This is a genomic window from Rhodococcus sp. SG20037 (assembly GCF_031763325.1).
GTDB classification, from domain to species: domain Bacteria; phylum Actinomycetota; class Actinomycetes; order Mycobacteriales; family Mycobacteriaceae; genus Rhodococcus_F; species Rhodococcus_F qingshengii.
The window spans coordinates 3,613,336-3,631,920 of sequence record NZ_CP134497.1 but is presented as its reverse complement, the minus strand read 5'-3'; the positions used below and the strand labels follow the sequence as shown (position 1 = coordinate 3,631,920).

Sequence of the window (18,585 nt, the reverse complement as noted above, 5' to 3'; positions counted from 1 at the left end):
CTCCGACGGATCGCAGCCGACGGCCGGTTCCAGGCGCGTCAGGAAGCATAGGCTAGCCTTCGCCAAAGTTTCAAATCTGCTGAAAGTTCACGAGCCCGACAAACGGCGACATGCCAGGGGCCTCGTCGACGTTTGCCGGTCAAGCTCAGCAGGTAGGCACGTCGACGGTAATCTTCGGGTCGTCGACCAGCGGCTGGACCGGTACGCGAGCTTCGCCCTCGGCTGTGGGCTCGGTCAGATCGAACTTCAGCTCAACCGTCTGGCCTCGCGGAATGACGGCCCTGGTCATGTAGGCCGGGTGACCCTGTTCAGTTCCGTTGACGGCAAACGAAATCTGTCCACCCACGGAGACGGCATCGAGTTTGGCGCCGGCTGTCGCAAGCAGAGTGACTGCAGCCACATTGGTGCCATTGGGCAGTCGTCCGGGGTTGTCGACGATCCCGCTGACATATTCGGTCAGGTCGGCGTCGGGCGCGTTGTTGGTCAGTCGAACGGTGACCGTTGTCTTTCGGGTGTCGCCGGTGCACGTCTGGGCTGTGTAGTCGATTTCTCGTGTGAGGTAGTAGTCGAGCTTGTTACCGGCTTGGTTGTTGATCACCACACCGGCATACGGAGCCGCATCATCGGGAATGGTGTGCCCGAGGACGGTGTCGGCAAGAACCGATTGTTCGTCGGGGTGAGAGCTCCACACTGCGATTCTGCCCTCGCTGACACCTCTGCCCAGAGCCTCCAGTAATGCGCTCGGCGACTTGATGTTCCCGGTCATCTTCGCCACGACACGGGCCGCGATTGTCTGCAGATACTGCTTTCGTGCCTTGTTGTCGGAGGGAAAGCGTGCGTACGCGGTCGACTCGGTCAACTCAACGACGTTGTCGGCGGTGACCGACTCTCCGTCCGGCATCTCTACTGGTCCCACCGCCTCGAGGAGGTAACTCAGTGCTATCGGATCGGTCGCTATCGCGCCGTCGACCAGCTCACCCCCGGACTCCTGTGACCACAGGGACTGCCAGATCTGCGCTGCGTAGGGAAAGTGCGAGCTGAGGTTGCTGTTGCGAAAATCGGTGGTCGGTCGACTGTTTCCGTACAGCTGGTTGAAGTCAGGACCAAGGTCTATCGGTTGATTGTCCAGTGTTAGTTCGGAGTTGGGGGAGAGTGTGTCCACCCGAGTGGCGCCGTCGTCGACTCGGACGATGCCGTATCCACCCAACAGGCCGCCGGTTCCTCGCGCTTCCGCATTGGTCTGGAAACCGATGAAGTAGTTGCGCGGTCCGTCGGTGCCGAGCATCGCCGGTGCGATGCGCGCCGCGGTGGCGGTGTTCGTCAGGAGGGTAGCCAGTTCGCTTGTCTGCGACTGTAATTCTGCTCTGGCATCGTTAACTCGGCCCAGGTACTTCGATTCGGGAACTTCCTGTGCCTGCGACGACAGCAATTCCGCGGCGATAGCTGTTTCGGCCAGTTTCGGTTCCGCTTCGCGTAACGGTGCGAGTGCCAAGCGCCCACCGGGCTGCACCAATTCCGTTGGTGCGAGTGAAGTTCCGGTAGTCACGGCAGGACCGAGAACGTCACGCGTAAGCCCCTGAACGACCTCGGTCATCCGGCGCGTCGACTCGAACGGCGACCCGATGACGGGAATTGCGGCGGTGATGTTCCAGGGGAGTGAATGGGTGTTGTCGTATGCGGCCGATGCTTCGCGATCGGCTTCCGCCGCGGCAGACTCTGCGACTCCCGTATCTCCGGCCAGGAGAGCGCTCTTCGCCGACTGTGCGTGGTCGCGAGCCGCCTCCAGGTTGTCTTTCGCCTCGTATGCCGTGTACCCGAGCCATGCCACGAAACCGCCCACTACCAGCGTCGTTGCGGTGATCGCGACTGCCGTTCTACGGCTTCGGAGAAAAGCGGCCGCCCCCTTGGTTTCGCGCTCCGGGCCCCTCGGTGGGATGGTGTTGGAGCCGCTCGGTTCAGCCCCGGAATCGTCGTCGGACTTTGGTCCCACCGTGTCGTTGTTCATCCGCTGAAGCTCCTGACGTTTGAGTGCGTGAAAGCTGCGTCGACATGTCTAGCAGTGTTGGCCCAGTGGTGAAAACTTAGACGAGACAGTAGGGTTCGGTTCGGCCGTTCGTGGTGTTCGCTCCCATGGATTCACGTGATCAGCCACCGAACGTTCGTGAAAAACAAGGCTGGTGAAATGTGAGGTGACGGGTTGAGTGCTTTTCCGTTGTCTCGGGCTCAGCTCGCGCTGTGGTTCGCGCAGCAATTGAGTCCGTCAACTCCGTTCGTGGTGGCTCAGTACGTGGAACTACGCGGACCGGTTGACGTCGACGCGCTGATCGAGGCAACGAATACGGCATGTCATGAATTGGAGTCGCCGTTCGTTCGCCTCGTCGCTACCGATGCCGAGCCGGCGCAGGTCGTCGATCATTCGATCGTCGACGATCTCGCATACCTCGACTTACGCAGCGATGGCGACCCGGTTCGGCGCGCGAACGAGTGGATGACAGCGGAATACTCACGGCCACTTGACGTGATGTCTGACCGCCTGATCTCGGCGACCTTGCTTCACCTGGCAGATGAGCACTACTACTGGTACTCGCACGCCCATCACCTCGTGCTCGACGGACATGCGGCGATGACACTCACCGCTCGGGTGGCCGAGCGCTATTCGCATCTGGTTCATGGCAAGACGCTGACTCCTTTCGGTTGTCTCGGGGTACGTGCACTGCATGACCTCGACGTCGATTACCGATCCTCGTCGCGGTATCGATCGGACGAGCAGTACTGGACGGAGATGTCCGAAGGCCTGCCCCGCCCGGTTCGCCTCGCCGACGGCGCCGGGCTGACGTCCATGCCGCAGCGCATGATGGTGCGGACACTGAATCCAACTCTTGCAAAACAGCTTTCGGATGTCGCGACCGAGTGGACTACCTCCGAGGTGGCGGTCCTCGTCGGTGCATTCGCGTCCTATCTCGGTCGCATGACGGATTCCGATGACGTAGTCCTCAGCTTGCCGGTGTCCGGCCGCACCACGGCGACGTCGAGACGTTCAGGTGGGATGCTGTCCAACATCGTGCCTGTTCGTGCGCAACTCGAACGGGATCTGTCGCCACGAGAACTGGTGCGTCAGATCTCGGTTCAGATGACCGGTGCACTACGCCACCAGCGATTCCGCTACGAGGACATGGGCTTCCAGGAGGGGCAGGGCGGATCCCGTGAGGCGGCGGGCCCGGCCGTGAACGTCATGATGTTTCACGAAGCGATTCGGCTCGGTGACGTCGTCGGCGAATTTCACGTCCTCACATCCGGACCCACCGAAGACCTGTTCTTCAGCATCTATCCGTCGATCGCGGGGGAGAACGTTCGCCTGTCCTTCGAAGCCAATCCGCACCTCTACAGCGAACGTGACCTGGCGATGCATCATCGTCAGTTCGTTCGGCTACTCGAAGGGTTCCTCGACTCGGCTACCCGTGCGCTCGGTGACCTCCGCATCCTCTCGACGGATGAAGTGAAGGATCTGGTCCCCGCGCTGGGTCCGCGGACGGACGGATTCGCGACGCTCGATTCGGTCATCAGAGGCGGCGCAGGGCAGGGGAGTGCTGTCGCGATCCGCGAGCAAGGTGTGGACGTCACTTACGACCAGCTCGGCGCTCGCGCGGATGCACTCTGCGCCTTGCTCGTGGAGAACGGAGTCGGACGAGGCGACGTCGTCGGGATCCTCACCGAGCGCTCGACCGATTCCGTAGTTGCATTCCACGCGGTAGTGCGGGCTGGTGCTGTCCTTCTTTACGTGGATCCTCAAACACCCTCCGAGCGTGTCGCTTTCATTCTCGACGACGCCGACGTGTCGGTTGTGGTCGGTGGCGAACTCGTGGACGTGCCGGCTTGGGTGTGCGTCGTTGATCCCAGTGGCGACGAGACCGTCGAAGGGCCGGTGGATCGACGCGTGGGGGCGGGTTCATCTATCGCCGATCTGTCTCTCGACGACACCGCCTACGTGGTCTACACCTCTGGTTCTACCGGGCGACCGAAGGGTGTCGCGGTCACGCACCGAGGCATTGTGCCGTTGCTGCGTTCTCACGCACGGCGTCTGAACATCGATAGTTCCTCCCGCGTCGCGCTCCTTGCAAACACATCGTTCGACGTGGCGATCCTCGAGATTCTGCTTGCACACGGCTGCGGCGCGACCGCAGTGATCGTTCCTCCCGGATTGATCGGCGGAGTGGACCTCGAAGACTATTTGCGGCTCGAAGGTGTCACGCACCTGAACTCGACGCCATCGGTTCCGTTGACGATGGATCCTCGGGCTTTGCCGGAACTTCGAGTCTTGAACGTCGGCGGCGAGCGACCGCCGGGAGCGCTAGTGGATGCGTGGTCGAGTCACGTCGACATCGTGAATTCGTACGGGCCCAGTGAAGCAACCGTCGCGGCATTCATGAGCGAGCCGCTCGAGCCTGGTGGTGATACTCCGATCGGGCGCCCGATCGACGGCGTTTCCGCTGTGGTGTTGGATTCGTCGTTGCGGCTAACTCCGGTCGGCGCCGCGGGGGAGCTGTACGTGATGGGACACGGACTGGCGCGAGGGTACCTTTCTCCGACGCTCACCGCGGAGCGTTTTGTCGCTGCGCCCTTCGGTGCTGCCGGCGCTGGTGAGCGTATGTACCGCACCGGGGACATGGTGCGATGGAACGCTGCCGGTCAACTCGAGTTCTTGGGCCGCTCTGATCAACAAGTGAAGATCCGTGGAGTACGCGTCGAACTGGGCGAGATCGAGGCTGTGCTCCTGTCGACTCCCGGCGTTGCGCAAGCAGCGGTGGTCGAGCGATCCGGGTCGCTTGCGGCGTATGTGACCGTGGCCGAAGGCGCAGCTCATCCGTTGAGCCAGACGATGGTGCTCGATCATCTGGCTTCCCGACTTCCTCGTTCCATGCTGCCGAGTTCGGTGACCATTTTGGCAGCATTGCCCGTCACGAGCCATGGAAAGACTGACCGTTCGGCGCTCCCCGAACCGGCGTCGTCCGCGCCGGCCGAGCAGCGCGCGGCGGTCAACCACCCGATCGGGTACGACGAGGAATTGATTGCCTCGGTGATGGCCGAGGTCCTCGGCGTCGGAGTTCTCGGACCGCACTCCGACTTGTTCGCCTGGGGCGGTAGTTCACTCGACGCCGTGTATGTCGCCGCGCGAGTGAGTTCCGCCCTCGGAAGACGGGTTGGTGTGAGGGATGTGTTCGGTGCCCCGACGCCGGCGCGCCTGGCCCGGGTGATCCGTGCGGGGCGGGCGGAGTGGGTGGAGGAACCCCAGCGCATTTCGGAAGACCTCGTCGTGGAAATCGCACCGGCGCAACAACGCCTGTGGTTACTGAACCGTCTGGATCCCCAGTCGTCGGCGTACAACATTGCGTTCGAGGTCGCGTTCAGTGGTGCTCTGGATATCGAGGCGATGAGGGTGGCGGTAGGTGACCTGACCGATCGCCATCTCGTCTTGCGTACTGTTTTCTCGTTCGACCAGAATCACGACGCGTGGCCGATCCAGGTTGCGACCGAGACTCCGGTGACTCTGATCGAGGTTGCGTCCGAGGATTACGAGGCTGCGTCAGCGGATTTGGTTGCGGCGGGTTTCGACCTGGCGACCGATACGCCTCTTCGCTTGATCCTCGCCTCCGGCAGCGACGCCGACCACCGCATGACCGTGGTTGCCCATCACATCGCCCTGGACGGCCTTTCGTTCGCGACGATCGTCTCGGACCTCATCGCGGCGTACGACGCTCGCGCCGCTGGGAGTTCGCCGATCTGGCCTTCGCCCGCTCTCGACTACCGCGACTATTCCGCTTGGCACAGAACCATTCTCGGTGATCCCGCGGATCCACAGAGCTTGGCAGGACGCCAGCTGGAATTCTGGTCCGACACACTCGCCGGTGTTGATCCGACTCTGGCGCTTCCCGTGGACAGATCCCGCCGGCCGGACCAACCGTCGTCGGCGCGGGACGTGGCGTTCGAGTTGCCCTCACCTATCCATGCGGCGCTGAACGAGATCGCTCGCGCGCACGACTGCACAACCTTCATGGTGTTGCACGCCTGCCTTGCGATCGCACTGAGCAAGATCACCGGTGCGTCCGATGTGGTCATCGGGACCCCGACCTCCGGACGAACGCATCCTTCGTTCGACGGCGTCGTCGGTATGTTCGTCGGGACCGTCGCGCTGCGAACGCTCCTTCGCGGCGGAGACACGTTCGGTGAGTTCTTGACTCGGGTGCGCGAGGTTGATGTGGCGGCCCTGTCCAATGCCGACGTTCCGTTCGACTGGGTGGTCGACCGTGCGGTCGGCGGGGGCGTAGGTGAGAAGAATTCTTTCCTCCGAGTTGTTCTCGCTGTCGATCCGGTAGCGCCCGACTCCGAGATCGCGATGGGAACTCTGACGGCGCACGGCACTCCGCTACCCCCCGTGCACCCTCGCTTCGACCTCGAAGTGACGGTGCGCGAGGATCGTACGATTGACGGCGACGCGAGCGGTATTCGCGGCACTTTCCGATATGCCGCCGATCTGTTCGATGCAGGCACCGTGCAGAGCTGGGTCGAGCGGCTTCGTCGAGTATGTGACTCGATTACCGAGAACTCGTCAATCATGCTGCGTGACATCGATGTTCTCAGTGTTGCGGAACGCGAAGAATTGTCGACTCGGGTGCCGGCGCCGTCGATTGTCGCGCAGTCGCTGCCTGACCTCTTCGGGGCCGTCGCAGCCCGGCATCCGAATGCAATCGCGGTGTCGAGTGGCGATACTCGCGTCACCTATGAAGAGGTGCGAGTTCGTTCGGAGGGCCTTGCCGCTGTCTTGATCGATCGAGGAATTCGAGTCGGTGATCGCGTGGCGGTCGCCCTGCCTCGATCGGTCGACCTCGTCGTAGCCATCATCGCTGTCATTCGCGCGGGCGCGACGTACGTACCGATCGACTTGCAGTATCCCGACGCTCGTATCCACTACGTACTTGCCGATGCAGGCCCGAAAGCGATTCTGTCGACGGACGAATCTGCTGGGCGGTTCGTTGGGTACGAGCAACTTGTCATCTTCGTGGACGAGACGACTGACGCTACGGCCGACTGGCCCGTTGCACAGTCGGAGTCCGCCGCCTACGTGATCTACACTTCCGGATCGACCGGAGCTCCCAAAGGCGTAGTGGTGTCTCAGGACAACGTGTTGGCGCTGCTCGCCTCGACCCGAGAGATCTTCGACTTCAACGCCGAAGATGTGTGGACGATGTTTCATTCGTACGCATTCGACTTCTCGGTCTGGGAGATGTGGGGCTCGTTGACCACTGGCGGATCCCTCGTGATCGTGGACGGTGATGTCGCGCGCTCACCCGAAAGATTCGCGGATCTGATTGTGCGGGAACGAGTGACCGTTCTCAATCAGACCCCGGCCGCCTTCTATGCGTTGGCGGAAGTCACGCAGGAAATGCTGCTTCCGCTCCGGACGATTGTTTTCGGCGGTGATCGCCTCGACGCCGGGCGCGTGGAGGCTTGGTTCGATCGGCACCCGGACGTGCGGGGCGTCAACATGTTCGGAATCACCGAAACCACAGTCCATGTCACCAGTTTCGATCTTGTCCCCGGTGACGAGACTGTCTCGCCGATCGGGTCCCCACTACCAGGGTTGCGCAGCTACGTACTGGACGCGTCGTTGAAGCCCGTCCCTCCGGGATCTGTCGGCGAACTGTATGTTGCGGGTCCGCAGGTGGCCGAAGGCTACTTGGGTCGACCCGCGATGACGTCTTCGCGATTCGTGCCTGAACCCGGATTCGATGGATCACGGATGTACCGCAGCGGCGATCTGGTCCGTTGGCGAGCCGGCCGACTCGAATATGTTCGCCGCGCCGACGGTCAGATGGCACTGCGCGGTTACCGCATCGAACCGGGCGAGGTCGAATCCGCGCTGTTGGCTCACACGTCGGTGGAGCAGGCCGCGGTAGTGGTGAGAGAACTCGGCAGCGGGCCGACTTTGGTCGGTTACATCACCCCAGGGAGCGGACACGACCTCGACGGCGTCTTGCGGACTGCTCGTTCGTTGCTGCCCGCGCACATGGTTCCGTCGGCTTTGATGGCGCTCGCGTCATTACCGGTCACGATCAACGGCAAAATCGACCGAGCATCGTTGCCGACCCCGGTGTCTCTCACGCAGCCGACTCGGCAGTCGCGAGACTTCTTCGAGCAGACAGTCGCAGCTATTCTGAGCGATTTGATGGAAGTTCCGCATGTCGATCCGGTCCGGAACCTCTTCGATCAAGGCGCCAATTCCTTGATCGCCACTCGTCTTTCGTCGCGTCTGAACTCCGCCCTGGGCTGCAACCTCGACGTCCGCGATGTGTTCGAGCACCCATCCGTCGATCAGCTCGCAGACATCGCTGCTGCGCGGATAGGTGTAGGGCGAACCGGCGCGGAGCACGCGTCTGACGTGTCCTTGGGGCCTCGTTCGGACAACACGGAAGTGCACCTGTCAGCTTCCCAGCATCGAATGTGGATTCTGAATCAGTTGGATACAGACTCCGCCGGATACAACATCCCGATCGTGCTGCGCTTGGCAGGCGAGCTGGACGTGGTTGCGGCCGAACTGGCAATTCGTGACGTGATCAATCGCCATCGCACTCTGCGGACCGTGTACCCGGTTGTCGGCGGCGGCCCGGTTCAGACGGTGCTCGACGCCGAGGATGCGCTTCCGGCCTTTCAGCTCGAGGCACTCGACGGCGGCGACGCCGAGAATTGTGTAGCAGAACTGGTGGGTTCGGGCTTCGATGTCACCGTTGATCCGCCCGTACGTGCGGCACTTCTCCAGGTTTCACCTGTCGAGCACATCCTGGCTGTCGTCGTCCATCACATTGCCGCCGACGCTCGATCACTCGAATTGTTGGTCCGCGACTTCACTGCGGCGTACATCGCCCGCTCGGCGCAGCACGCTCCGCAGTGGTCGCCGCTCGCGCTCGAATACTCCGATTACAGTGCATGGCAAAGGGAATCGGGGATTCCCGAGACGGTACGCAGCTACTGGATGCAGGCTCTCGAAGGACTTCCCGAGCAGGTGACGCTTCCCCTCGATCGTCCACGTTCGACGTTCGCCCGTGCGTCGAGCTGTCGGGTGGAGATCTCAGGTTCGGTACGAACGGGCCTTCAGACACTCGCACGATCGAACAACGCGACCATGTTCATGGTTGTACACGCCGCTCTCGCGGCGCTGTTGGCGAGGTACAACGGTATCGATGACGTAGCTGTCGGCACTGTTGTGTCCGGACGCGTCACACCTGAACTCGACGAGCTGGTCGGCATGTTTGCCGGCACGATTGTTCTTCGAACCGAAGTCGATCCGTCGAACTCGTTCGGCCGGTTGGTCGAGCAGGTTCGTCAGCGTGACGTAGCGGCGTTCGCGCACGCAGAGATGCCCTTCGAATCGCTGGTCGATCTGATCGACCCACCGCGATCGCGTTCGCGACATCCGTTGTTCCAGGTGGCGCTCTCGTTCCGAACTGCTGAGACCGCCGCGTGGTCGATACCAGGGCTGGACATCACACAGATTGCTCCTGAAGTCAGGCACGCAAATTTCGATCTGCAGGTCAACGTCACGGACGAGGGGGTCGGGGGCGAACTCGGTCTCGAATTCGTCTACAACGCTGATCTATTCGATGATCTGACGGTATCGAGCTTTGCGGGCCGGTTCGAGCGCTTCCTGAATCAAGTGTCTGTCGACCCGAATGTCGCCGTAGGGCAAATCGACCTGTTGGACAGTGCGGAACGAGCTCTTCTCGTCCCCGCACACGGCGCGGTCGACCGGCCTGATCGATCTCGACTTTCCGGTACGACACTTGCCTCCATGCTGCGCTTCGGCGTCGAATCCGCCCCGGACGCTGTGGCGGTCGAGGGTGAGGGCAACACACTGACTTACCGGGAACTCGATGCCCAGTCGGATGTCGCAGCCGACGAGTTGCGCTCCCGGGGAGTTGGAGTCGACCAGGTCGCTGCTTGGACTGCAGATCGGTCGATTGCGTCGATCGTGCAACTGTGGGCAATCGCGAAGGTCGGTGCAGCTCCGGCATTGACGGACCCGGAACAGCCGCAGGCGCGAGTACGCGATGTCCTCGAAACACTGGGCACCGGAGCGATCGGCGGCCGCAACGCTGGTGGTGAAGACGCTGGTGCTGAAGACGCTGGTGGTGAGAAAGTCACCGACTCGGTGCGCGAATATTCCGAGAACCTGGCGGCCTACGTAGTTTTCACGTCAGGAACGACCGGAACCCCCAAGGCTGTGGTCGTGACCAACGGCGGGCTCGGTGTGATCGCCGAAGACCTGCCCGGTCGATTCTCGGCTGGGCCAGGTTCTCGCGTATTCCATCGCGGAGCGCCAGGATTCGACATGACGTTGCTCGAGGTGCTCATCGCGAGTGCGTCCGGGGCCACGCTCGTTCTGGCGAAGAACGAAGAACTGTTCGGCTCGGGACTCGCATCAGCACTGAGGCGCGAGCGAATTACTCATCTGTGCGCCACACCTACTGTCGTCGCCTCGATCGGCGATCCTTCGCTGCCGGACCTTTCCACGGTGATGTTCGGGGGCGAGCGACTCGGCGGCGCGTTGGCGAAGCGCTGGCAAGCCGGACGCCGAGTCATCAACGGATACGGACCTGCCGAGTCGACGATGTATTCGCTTGCTACCGAACCACTGTCGATCGAACAACTGTCGATCGAACAACTGTCGGCTGACACTCACGACGGATCGATCGGGTATCCACTGGCCGGGGTCGACGCCGTCGTACTCGATGATCGACTCGAACCGGTGCCGCCGGGAGTCGTCGGCGAACTGTATCTCTCAGGTCGAATGCTCGCTCGCGGTTACGCCGGCCAACCGGCCCGAACTGCGGAACGATTCGTGGCAACCGGTTCAGGCGCCCGGATGTACCGGACGGGCGATCTGGTGAGGTGGAAGCCGGAAAGCCCCAAATCCGAGGGAAATACGTATCGCCTGCATTATCTCGGGCGAACCGACGTGCAGGTGAAGGTCAACGGTGTCCGGATCGAACCGGGTGAGATCGAGGCAGTCATTCAGTCTGTCGCGAACGTCGACTTCTGTGTCGTCGGGGTTCGGTCGGCCGAAGGTGGAAGTCCTCTGTTGGTCGCCTACGTGAGAAGTTCAGGTGCCGAAAGAGTTGACACTGGTCAACTTCGCGCTGCCGCCGCAGAAGTCCTTCCGACGTACATGGTTCCGCATGCCATCGTCGACATCGAGGGCGAGCTTCCGATGCGGAACGGCAAGGTCGACTTCGCCCGTCTCCCGTCGCCGACACTGGATGCTTCCCGTGCAGAGGGGCCGGCCACCGCCACCGAACGTGTTGTAGCCGGAGCTTTTGGTTCCGTCCTCGGTGGGAATGAGGACGACCGCGACGCAGACTTCTTCTCGCTCGGGGGCAACTCGCTGTCGGCCGCGGAGGTTACCTCGCTCTTGAGTAGTACTCTGGGGCTGGTTGTTCCGCTCAGGACCGTATTCGAGCATCCAACAGTTGCGGCATTGGCAGCCCGGCTCGATTCGCTCGAGCAGAACGACTCGGTGACCGATCTTGTCCGACTGGAACCGCGCCGCGACCCCACGCCCGCACCCCTGTCACGAAACCAGCGTGCGATGTGGGTACTGAATCAGCGAAACACGGCGAGCGGCGCGTACAACCTGCCGATCTGCATCGAGATCGACGGTGAACTCGACGCGGCCGCGCTGCGTCAGGCAGCAACTGATCTTGTCGGTCGTCATGATGTCCTCAGAACCCGGTATCCGGGCACTCCACCGGTTCAGGTCGTGGATCCTCCGACCTCCGTGACAATGGAAACGCGGCTGGTCGCCGACATCGAGGTCGAGGTGCTGCTGCGAGAGTTCGGCTCGCGTGGTTTCGATGTAGCGGCAGACCTGCCGGTGCGCTGGATGCTGCTCCAGGTGTCACCGGTCAGGCACGTTCTGGCAGTGAGCTTTCATCACATCGCAGTCGACGGGGTGTCGATGCGAACGGTGGTCGGCGACCTGCTGACCGCGTACGGCAAGCGACGAGCTGGACTGGATTCGCAATGGTCTCCGTTGCCGATCCAGTACGGGGATTTTGCCGCGTGGGAGGCAGCACGTGACGTTTCCCCTGTCGTCGAGCAGTTCTGGCGCCGAACGCTGGACGGTGTGACATCTGTGTCTCCGCTGACGGTGGATCACTCCGATGGCGGGCCGGATACCTTAGCGCAGCGAGTGAACTTCGTGATACCAGCCGTCATCACCTCGGCACTGCAGGCGCGAGCCGACCGATTGAAGGTCTCGCTGTTCGCGGTGGTTCATGCGGCGTTGTCGGTGGTGCTTGCCAAGCTGAGTGGAAATCCCGATGTCGTGATCGCGACAGCTGTCGACGGACGGCGGGCGCCTCAGCTCGACGGCGTGGTCGGCATGTTCGTGGATACGGTGCCTCTTCGCCTTCGGATCGACGGGGACGTGCCGATCGATCTTCTGTTGGGTGCAGCTTTCGATGCTGATGTGGCAGCGTTCGAAAACAGCTCTGTTCCTGCCGAGTTGGTTGGTGAGCTGCTCGGTGGACGAACTCCCCAGATTGCGCTGGGTCTGCAGAACTTCGCGATCCCTGCCGTGGAGGTTTCCGGCCTCACGATCGAGGCTCGCGAAATCGAGACCGCGACAACGAAGTTCCCCATGCATGTCTCGCTCGCACCCGCTGACGACGGTTCATTGACCGGAGCGCTCATCTATGCCGCGAGCGCATTCGATCCTTCGAGCGCCGACGCGGTTACCCGACAGCTGTCGATCGTGCTCACCTCGATTGCCGAGGATGTACCAGTACTCGTTTCGGATCTCGTGGTGGGCGCGGCGCCCAGTTGGACTGCTGCCGAGGTCGATTCGTCCCGCACACTGACCGAGATCTTCGCCGCCACCGCGGCGCGATTCCCGAACAACATTGCTCTCGACGACGGACACCGCACGGTGACGTATGCCGAACTCGACTCTGCCTCGGATGCCCAAGCCTGGGAACTGGTGGCTCGGGGAGCAGGACCGGGTGCTGTGTACGAGATTCCGGCGGTGCGGACTATCGCGTACCTGGTCCGAATGTTGGCGATCTCGAAAACGGGAGCGGCATTCGTGCCGATCGACCCCGACCTGCCACCGGCACGTCTGAAGCAGCTGCGCACAGTCCTCTCCGATCGCAGCCCTGTTCCCGGTCGGCAGTATCCGGATTCAGTCGCGTACGTTGTTCACACGTCCGGGTCGACCGGTGAACCGAAAGGCGTTGCAGTCACCCACCGAGGACTGGGCCTGCTGACCGACGATGCTGTCCGCAAGTACGGCGTGACCTCGGACTCGGTTGTGCTGCACGGTTACAAACCGACGTTCGATGCAGCAATCCTCGAGATGATGTTGGCGATCGGCGCCGGGGCTACCTTGGCGGTCGCTCCTCGGGAGGCTTTCGGCGGAAGGGCACTCGAAGAATTCGTCGCAGAACGCGGCGTCACTCACATGTTGTCCACTCCAGCCGTACTCGACACGATGGCTCCAGAGCGGTTCGATTCGCTCGAGGTGGTGGCAGTCGGTGGCGATGTGCTCTCACCTTCCACCGCGCGTGCGTGGAGTCGCCGCGCGCGAATGCTCAATGCGTACGGACCGACGGAATGCACGGTGGTCACCACTGTCGCCGAGGTGGATCATCGGGTCACCATCGGAGTCCCGCTCGCCGGAATCGGTGCAGAGGTGCTCGATACGCGACTGCGTCCGGTGCCGTGGGCCGGGATCGGTGAGTTGTACGTCAGCGGGCCCGGGCTTGCGATGGGCTATGCCGGAGATCCTGCCGGCACCGCCACGTCGTTCATCGCAGCACCCGGTGGGCACCGCCGTTATCGGACCGGTGATCTGGTTCATCGCCGCACGGATGACAGGCTCGGATTCGTCGGACGCTCCGACCGTCAGATGAGCGTGCGAGGAATCCGCGTCGAGCCCGCCGAAATCGAATCAGCTCTGCGTCGGTGCACGGGCGTCGAGGCTGCGGCGGTTGTCCTCGTCGACGACATCGCCGTTGCGTGCGCGGTCGGCGATGGTGTGGAGGCGGATCAGCTGACAATCGAGTTGGCCGCGATGTTGCCTGCGTATCTGATGCCCGGCCGCGTGGTCGTATTGGAGTCGATCCCGCTCACGACGAACGGAAAACTGGACGCAGATGCGTTGCGGCGCCATGTGTTCGAGAGCCAGGCGCCCGATGCAGCAGTGACGGTTTCGGAGGAACTCGTCACCGCTGTCATGTCGGAACACGTGTCCGGAAGTTTCGGCGCTCTGCACAACCTGTTCGAATCAGGTGGTGATTCGTTGGCCGCGGCAGCGGTGGCAGGTCGACTCGCCTCGATCTTCGCGCGAGATGTGCCTGTTCGCGCCGTCTTCGACAATCCGTCGCCGCGAGCGATGTCTCAGTGGCTGTCGGCGAGCGCGTCCGATGGCAAACGCCGCGAACTGACTCGACGTGATCCCGGCAAGCCGGCCCCGCTGGCGCCCTCGCAACAACGACTCTGGCTGATCAATCAGCTTCAGCCGGAATCGACTGCGTACAACCTGACGTTTGCAGCGGTCCTTGCAGACGACGTCGATCGTTCGGTCTTGAGCAGCGCGCTCGGCGACGTCGTCGATCACCATGCCGTATTGCGAACTGTCTGTGTTCCGGGTGAATTCGGTCCGCAACAACTTGAAATGGACTCTGTTGCATTCGATCTCACTGCGGTACACGTCGGCGATATCCGTGCGAGCGCTTCGGCATTCGCGACTGTGCCGTTCGATCTCGAACGAGATGTTCCGTTCCGTGTGCGTGTGTTCGCCGAAAAGGCAGGAGTCGACTCTGCAGGACTGACGGTCCTGGTCATCGTTGTTCACCACATCGCGATCGACGGAGCGTCGATGGGCCCGATCCTGACCGATTTCGTGGCAGCATTCGAGGCCAGGTCGGCAGGTCTTCCCTGGGATCGCTCGTCGGGGGAGATCAGCTACGGCGACTACAGTTTCTGGGCGAGAGAGAGCTTGGGTGACCCCGAGGATTCTCTCAGCATGGCTCACCGGCAACTCGACTATTGGTCGGACGCACTTTGTGGCGTCGAGGATGTGTTGGCTCTACCCGTCGACAACCCCCGGAGTCCCGTGTCTTCACGATCCGAGGAGATGGTGACGGAAGTCCTCGACGGCGCCACCTACGACGCGTTGTCGGCGTTGGCTCGTTCGCATGGCGTCACGGTATTCATGGTCGTCCACAGCGTGATTGCCGTGCTGCTCGCTCGCGAGTGCGTCACGGACGACGTCGTGGTGGGAGCAGCTGTGAGTCTGCGGAACGATCCGGCGCTGCTGAGCGTCGCCGGAATGATGGTGGGTACTGTCGCATTGCGCACGAGGATCAACTCCACCGATCGCTTCGCTGCTGTTCTGGACGAGGTTCGCCGTGTCGATCTGGAAGCAATGGCGAACGCGGACGTCTCGTTCGACGACGTCGTTGCGAAGGTCGATCCGCCGCGCAGGATGAACGAGCATCCGCTGTTCACGGTCATGCTGGCGTACCGGCGAGCGCTGGAGTTGCCGCAGATCGACGGCATTACCGTCTTCGACATCGAGAATTCAGGGGCGTCGACCGGTTACGACTTGACGTGGGACCTGGTCGACACCGGTGACAGTCTGACTATTCGATTGCTGTATGCGACGGACAAGTTCCGCGAGTCGACCGCGGAACTGTTCATGCAGCGGGTGAGACGTATCGCCGAATCAGTGACCGCGGAACCCGAGATTGTGATCGGGGAGATCGAACTGCTGTCCGGACTCGAACGCTCGGCGCTGACTGCTGCGAATCCTCGCCACGTCGAACCTCTGACGATTGCCGACATTTTCGAACGCGCTCTGCGTCAGGCGCCCGACGGCGTAGCGCTGGAAGAGAACGGCAGACGCTGGACTTACCGCGACCTGTACGAGGAGTCGTCGCACTGGACACGCGAGTTGGTGGTCCGAGGAATCGGACCCGACGACGTGGTGGCCGTTGCGCTCGGGCGCGGGCATCTGTGGATCGTTGCGTTGTGGGCAGTAGCGCGTGCAGGCGCAGCGTGGCTGTCGCTCGATCCGGCGCTGCCGACAGCGCGCCGGCAGACGATGGTCGAGGAATGCGGTTCGGTTGTCGGTTTGACAGCTGGAGGTGCATCCGAGAGTTTGCCCGAGTGCGTCGAGTGGGTGGCGATGGACGAATCCCGCACTGCTGGTGGCGCTGCCGAGGTATCGGCAACGCCGGCTCACCCCGACAACCTCGCCTACGTCATCTACACGTCGGGTTCCACGGGAAGACCCAAGGGCGTGGAGGTTTCACATCGCGGAATCATGAACGTCTGCACCGCCCACGCCGAGATCGCCGAGCTCGAGCGTGGCCCCCGAGTCCTGCAATTGGCGTCGTCGACCTTCGACGCGTCGGTGATCGAGATCCTTCTCGCGGCTGCAGGGTGTGGAACGCTGATTCTGACTCCCGACTTCGTCTACGGGGGAGAAGAACTCACGAATCTGCTGATAGCCGCTGACGTAACACATCTGATCGTGACGCCGACGGTCCTGGCGACAGTCGATCCGGATGCAGTGCAACCGTTGATCGTCGAATCGATGGGGGAGCCGCTTCCTGCGCGCCTTGCGTCGGCGTGGTCACCCCGACATCGCATCGTCAACGGATACGGACCGACCGAATCAACGATCGCGGCATCGATTTCCGCACGGATCACTGACGCGGACGTCACTGTCGGCACTCCAGTCCCTGGTACGACAGCATTTGTTCTCGATCAGAGGCTCCGACCGGTTCCGGATGGCGTTGCGGGAGAACTGTTCCTCGCCGGTGAGAATGTGGCACGGGGGTACGTCGCTTCCCCGGCTCTGACGTCCGAGCGCTTTGTTGCCAATCCTCATGCGGTGGGGACCCGGATGTATCGCACGGGTGACCTCGTGCGTCGTAGGCGTCACGACCGAGCGCTCGAGTACCTGGGTCGCAACGACGCGCAGGTGAAGGTGCGGGGTGTCCGCGTGGAACCGGCGGAGGTCGACGCGGCTCTGTCAAGCCATGGAGCAGTGGCCTTCTCGGTAACCGTTGTCTGTGACGACGGGCACGGATCCGCTGAGCTCCGTTCGTATGTGACGTTGGCGGAAAACGGTTCGGCGACGGAATCGGAGCTTCGCGGGTTCGTCTCCGGCCTGCTGCCGAAGCACCTGCTGCCTTCGTCGGTGACGATAGTGGGCGAGGTACCGTTGCTCGCTTCGGGGAAGATAGACGCAGCGGCACTTCCTGCTCCTTCACCGCAGCCGGGGTCGAGTGTGGATCGACCCATCTCGGATACCGAACGTCACGTGGCACAGGCATTCGAGGGCGTGACAGGCGCGAAATCGGTCGGCCGCTACGACGACTTCTTCGAGCTCGGCGGGACATCGATGGGTGCAGTTCGAGTGGCTACGCGCTTGCGTGAGAGCCTTAACAGGGAATTCCCGGTTCAATGGATTTTCACCGACCGAACTGTGGCGGAGCTTGCCTCTCGGATGGATCTCGTTCATGCCGATGTCTTCGAGGGTGATTCGCTTCGTTCGGATCCGCTGGACACGGTCGTCATGCTCGGCGGCGACCCCGATGACCAACGGCCGCCGTTGTTCTGTGTGCATCCGGTCAGCGGAATCGCCTGGTGCTACGCCGGACTCGTCGGTCAGCTGCGGGGTCGACGGGTGTACGGCATCCAGGCAACGGGAGCAGGTGAATTGCCAGGCACGGTGGCGGAGTTGGCGTCGGGGTACGTCGATGCCGTACGGACGGTGCAGCCGTCGGGTGAATACCATCTACTGGGTTGGTCTGCCGGCGGAACGATCGCGCTCGAGATGGCGAGCCAGCTCGAAGAGGCCGGCGATCTGGTCGGTTCGGTTGTCATGCTCGACGCGCTGTTACCGGAGATGATGCCATCGGTACAAGCGGCTCCGAAACCTTCCGAACTGTTCGCGCAGATCGGGCTATCCGAGGTTGAAACTGAAACTGCAGCACTGACTTTCACAGACGTTGCGACAGAGATCCGAAGGCAGACCGGTATGGATTTCCTTTCCGATACGGTACTCGAATCCGTAGTGGGTCGGGTGGAAAAACTGTCGCGAATCGTTCGGGACCACACGCCGAGGCACTATTTCGGGTCAGTGGAACTGTTTGTGGCGCAGCATGATCTGCCTGAACATCGTCACCTGGTCGAAAGGTGGTCCGAACTGGTGGGGCCGTTGCGGGCGTACCTGGTCGACTGCTCCCACTCGGAAATGTCGAGCACTGAGGTGTTGGCGGAGGTCGCCCAAGTTCTCGTCGGCTATCTCGAAGGTGTCGATTCGGATTCGAAGGATCGCAATCATACTGGGGTGCAGTAGATCTAACGGGCCGGGACTTTGGTCCGGAATTGTCACTCCCGTGGTCCCCTTGCTTCAGTTCCGCAAGTGGAATCGGTAGCATTTCCCTTGTGGCAGTAAGCCATTCAGAAACTATCTCCGGAGGATCGTATGTTGGGTTCCCTTTTTTCCATCAGCTCTGA

The 18,585-nt window shown here is 62.1% G+C and carries 2 protein-coding genes; one reads left to right on the top strand and one right to left on the bottom strand.

Going from position 1 to position 18,585, the window contains the following annotated elements; all coding sequences use genetic code 11:
- Positions 1 to 145: 145 nt before the first annotated feature.
- On the bottom strand, positions 146 to 2,005 hold the full coding sequence (locus RHP72_RS16550) for a DUF4012 domain-containing protein (RefSeq protein ID WP_311093610.1): 1,860 nt from the start codon (positions 2,003 to 2,005) through the stop codon (positions 146 to 148).
- A gap of 192 nt (positions 2,006 to 2,197) precedes the next feature.
- Between RHP72_RS16550 and RHP72_RS16545 the strand changes: the two genes are divergently transcribed.
- Entirely contained in the window at positions 2,198 to 18,424 is a 16,227-nt protein-coding gene (locus RHP72_RS16545) for a non-ribosomal peptide synthetase (protein WP_311093609.1), read from the top strand.
- Positions 18,425 to 18,585: the final 161 nt, after the last annotated feature.

Excerpts from the sequence above, each read along its gene's own strand:
- RHP72_RS16550 (WP_311093610.1), bottom strand. The coding sequence starts at position 2,005 with ATGAACAACGACACGGTGGGACCAAAGTCCGACGACGATTCCGGGGCT.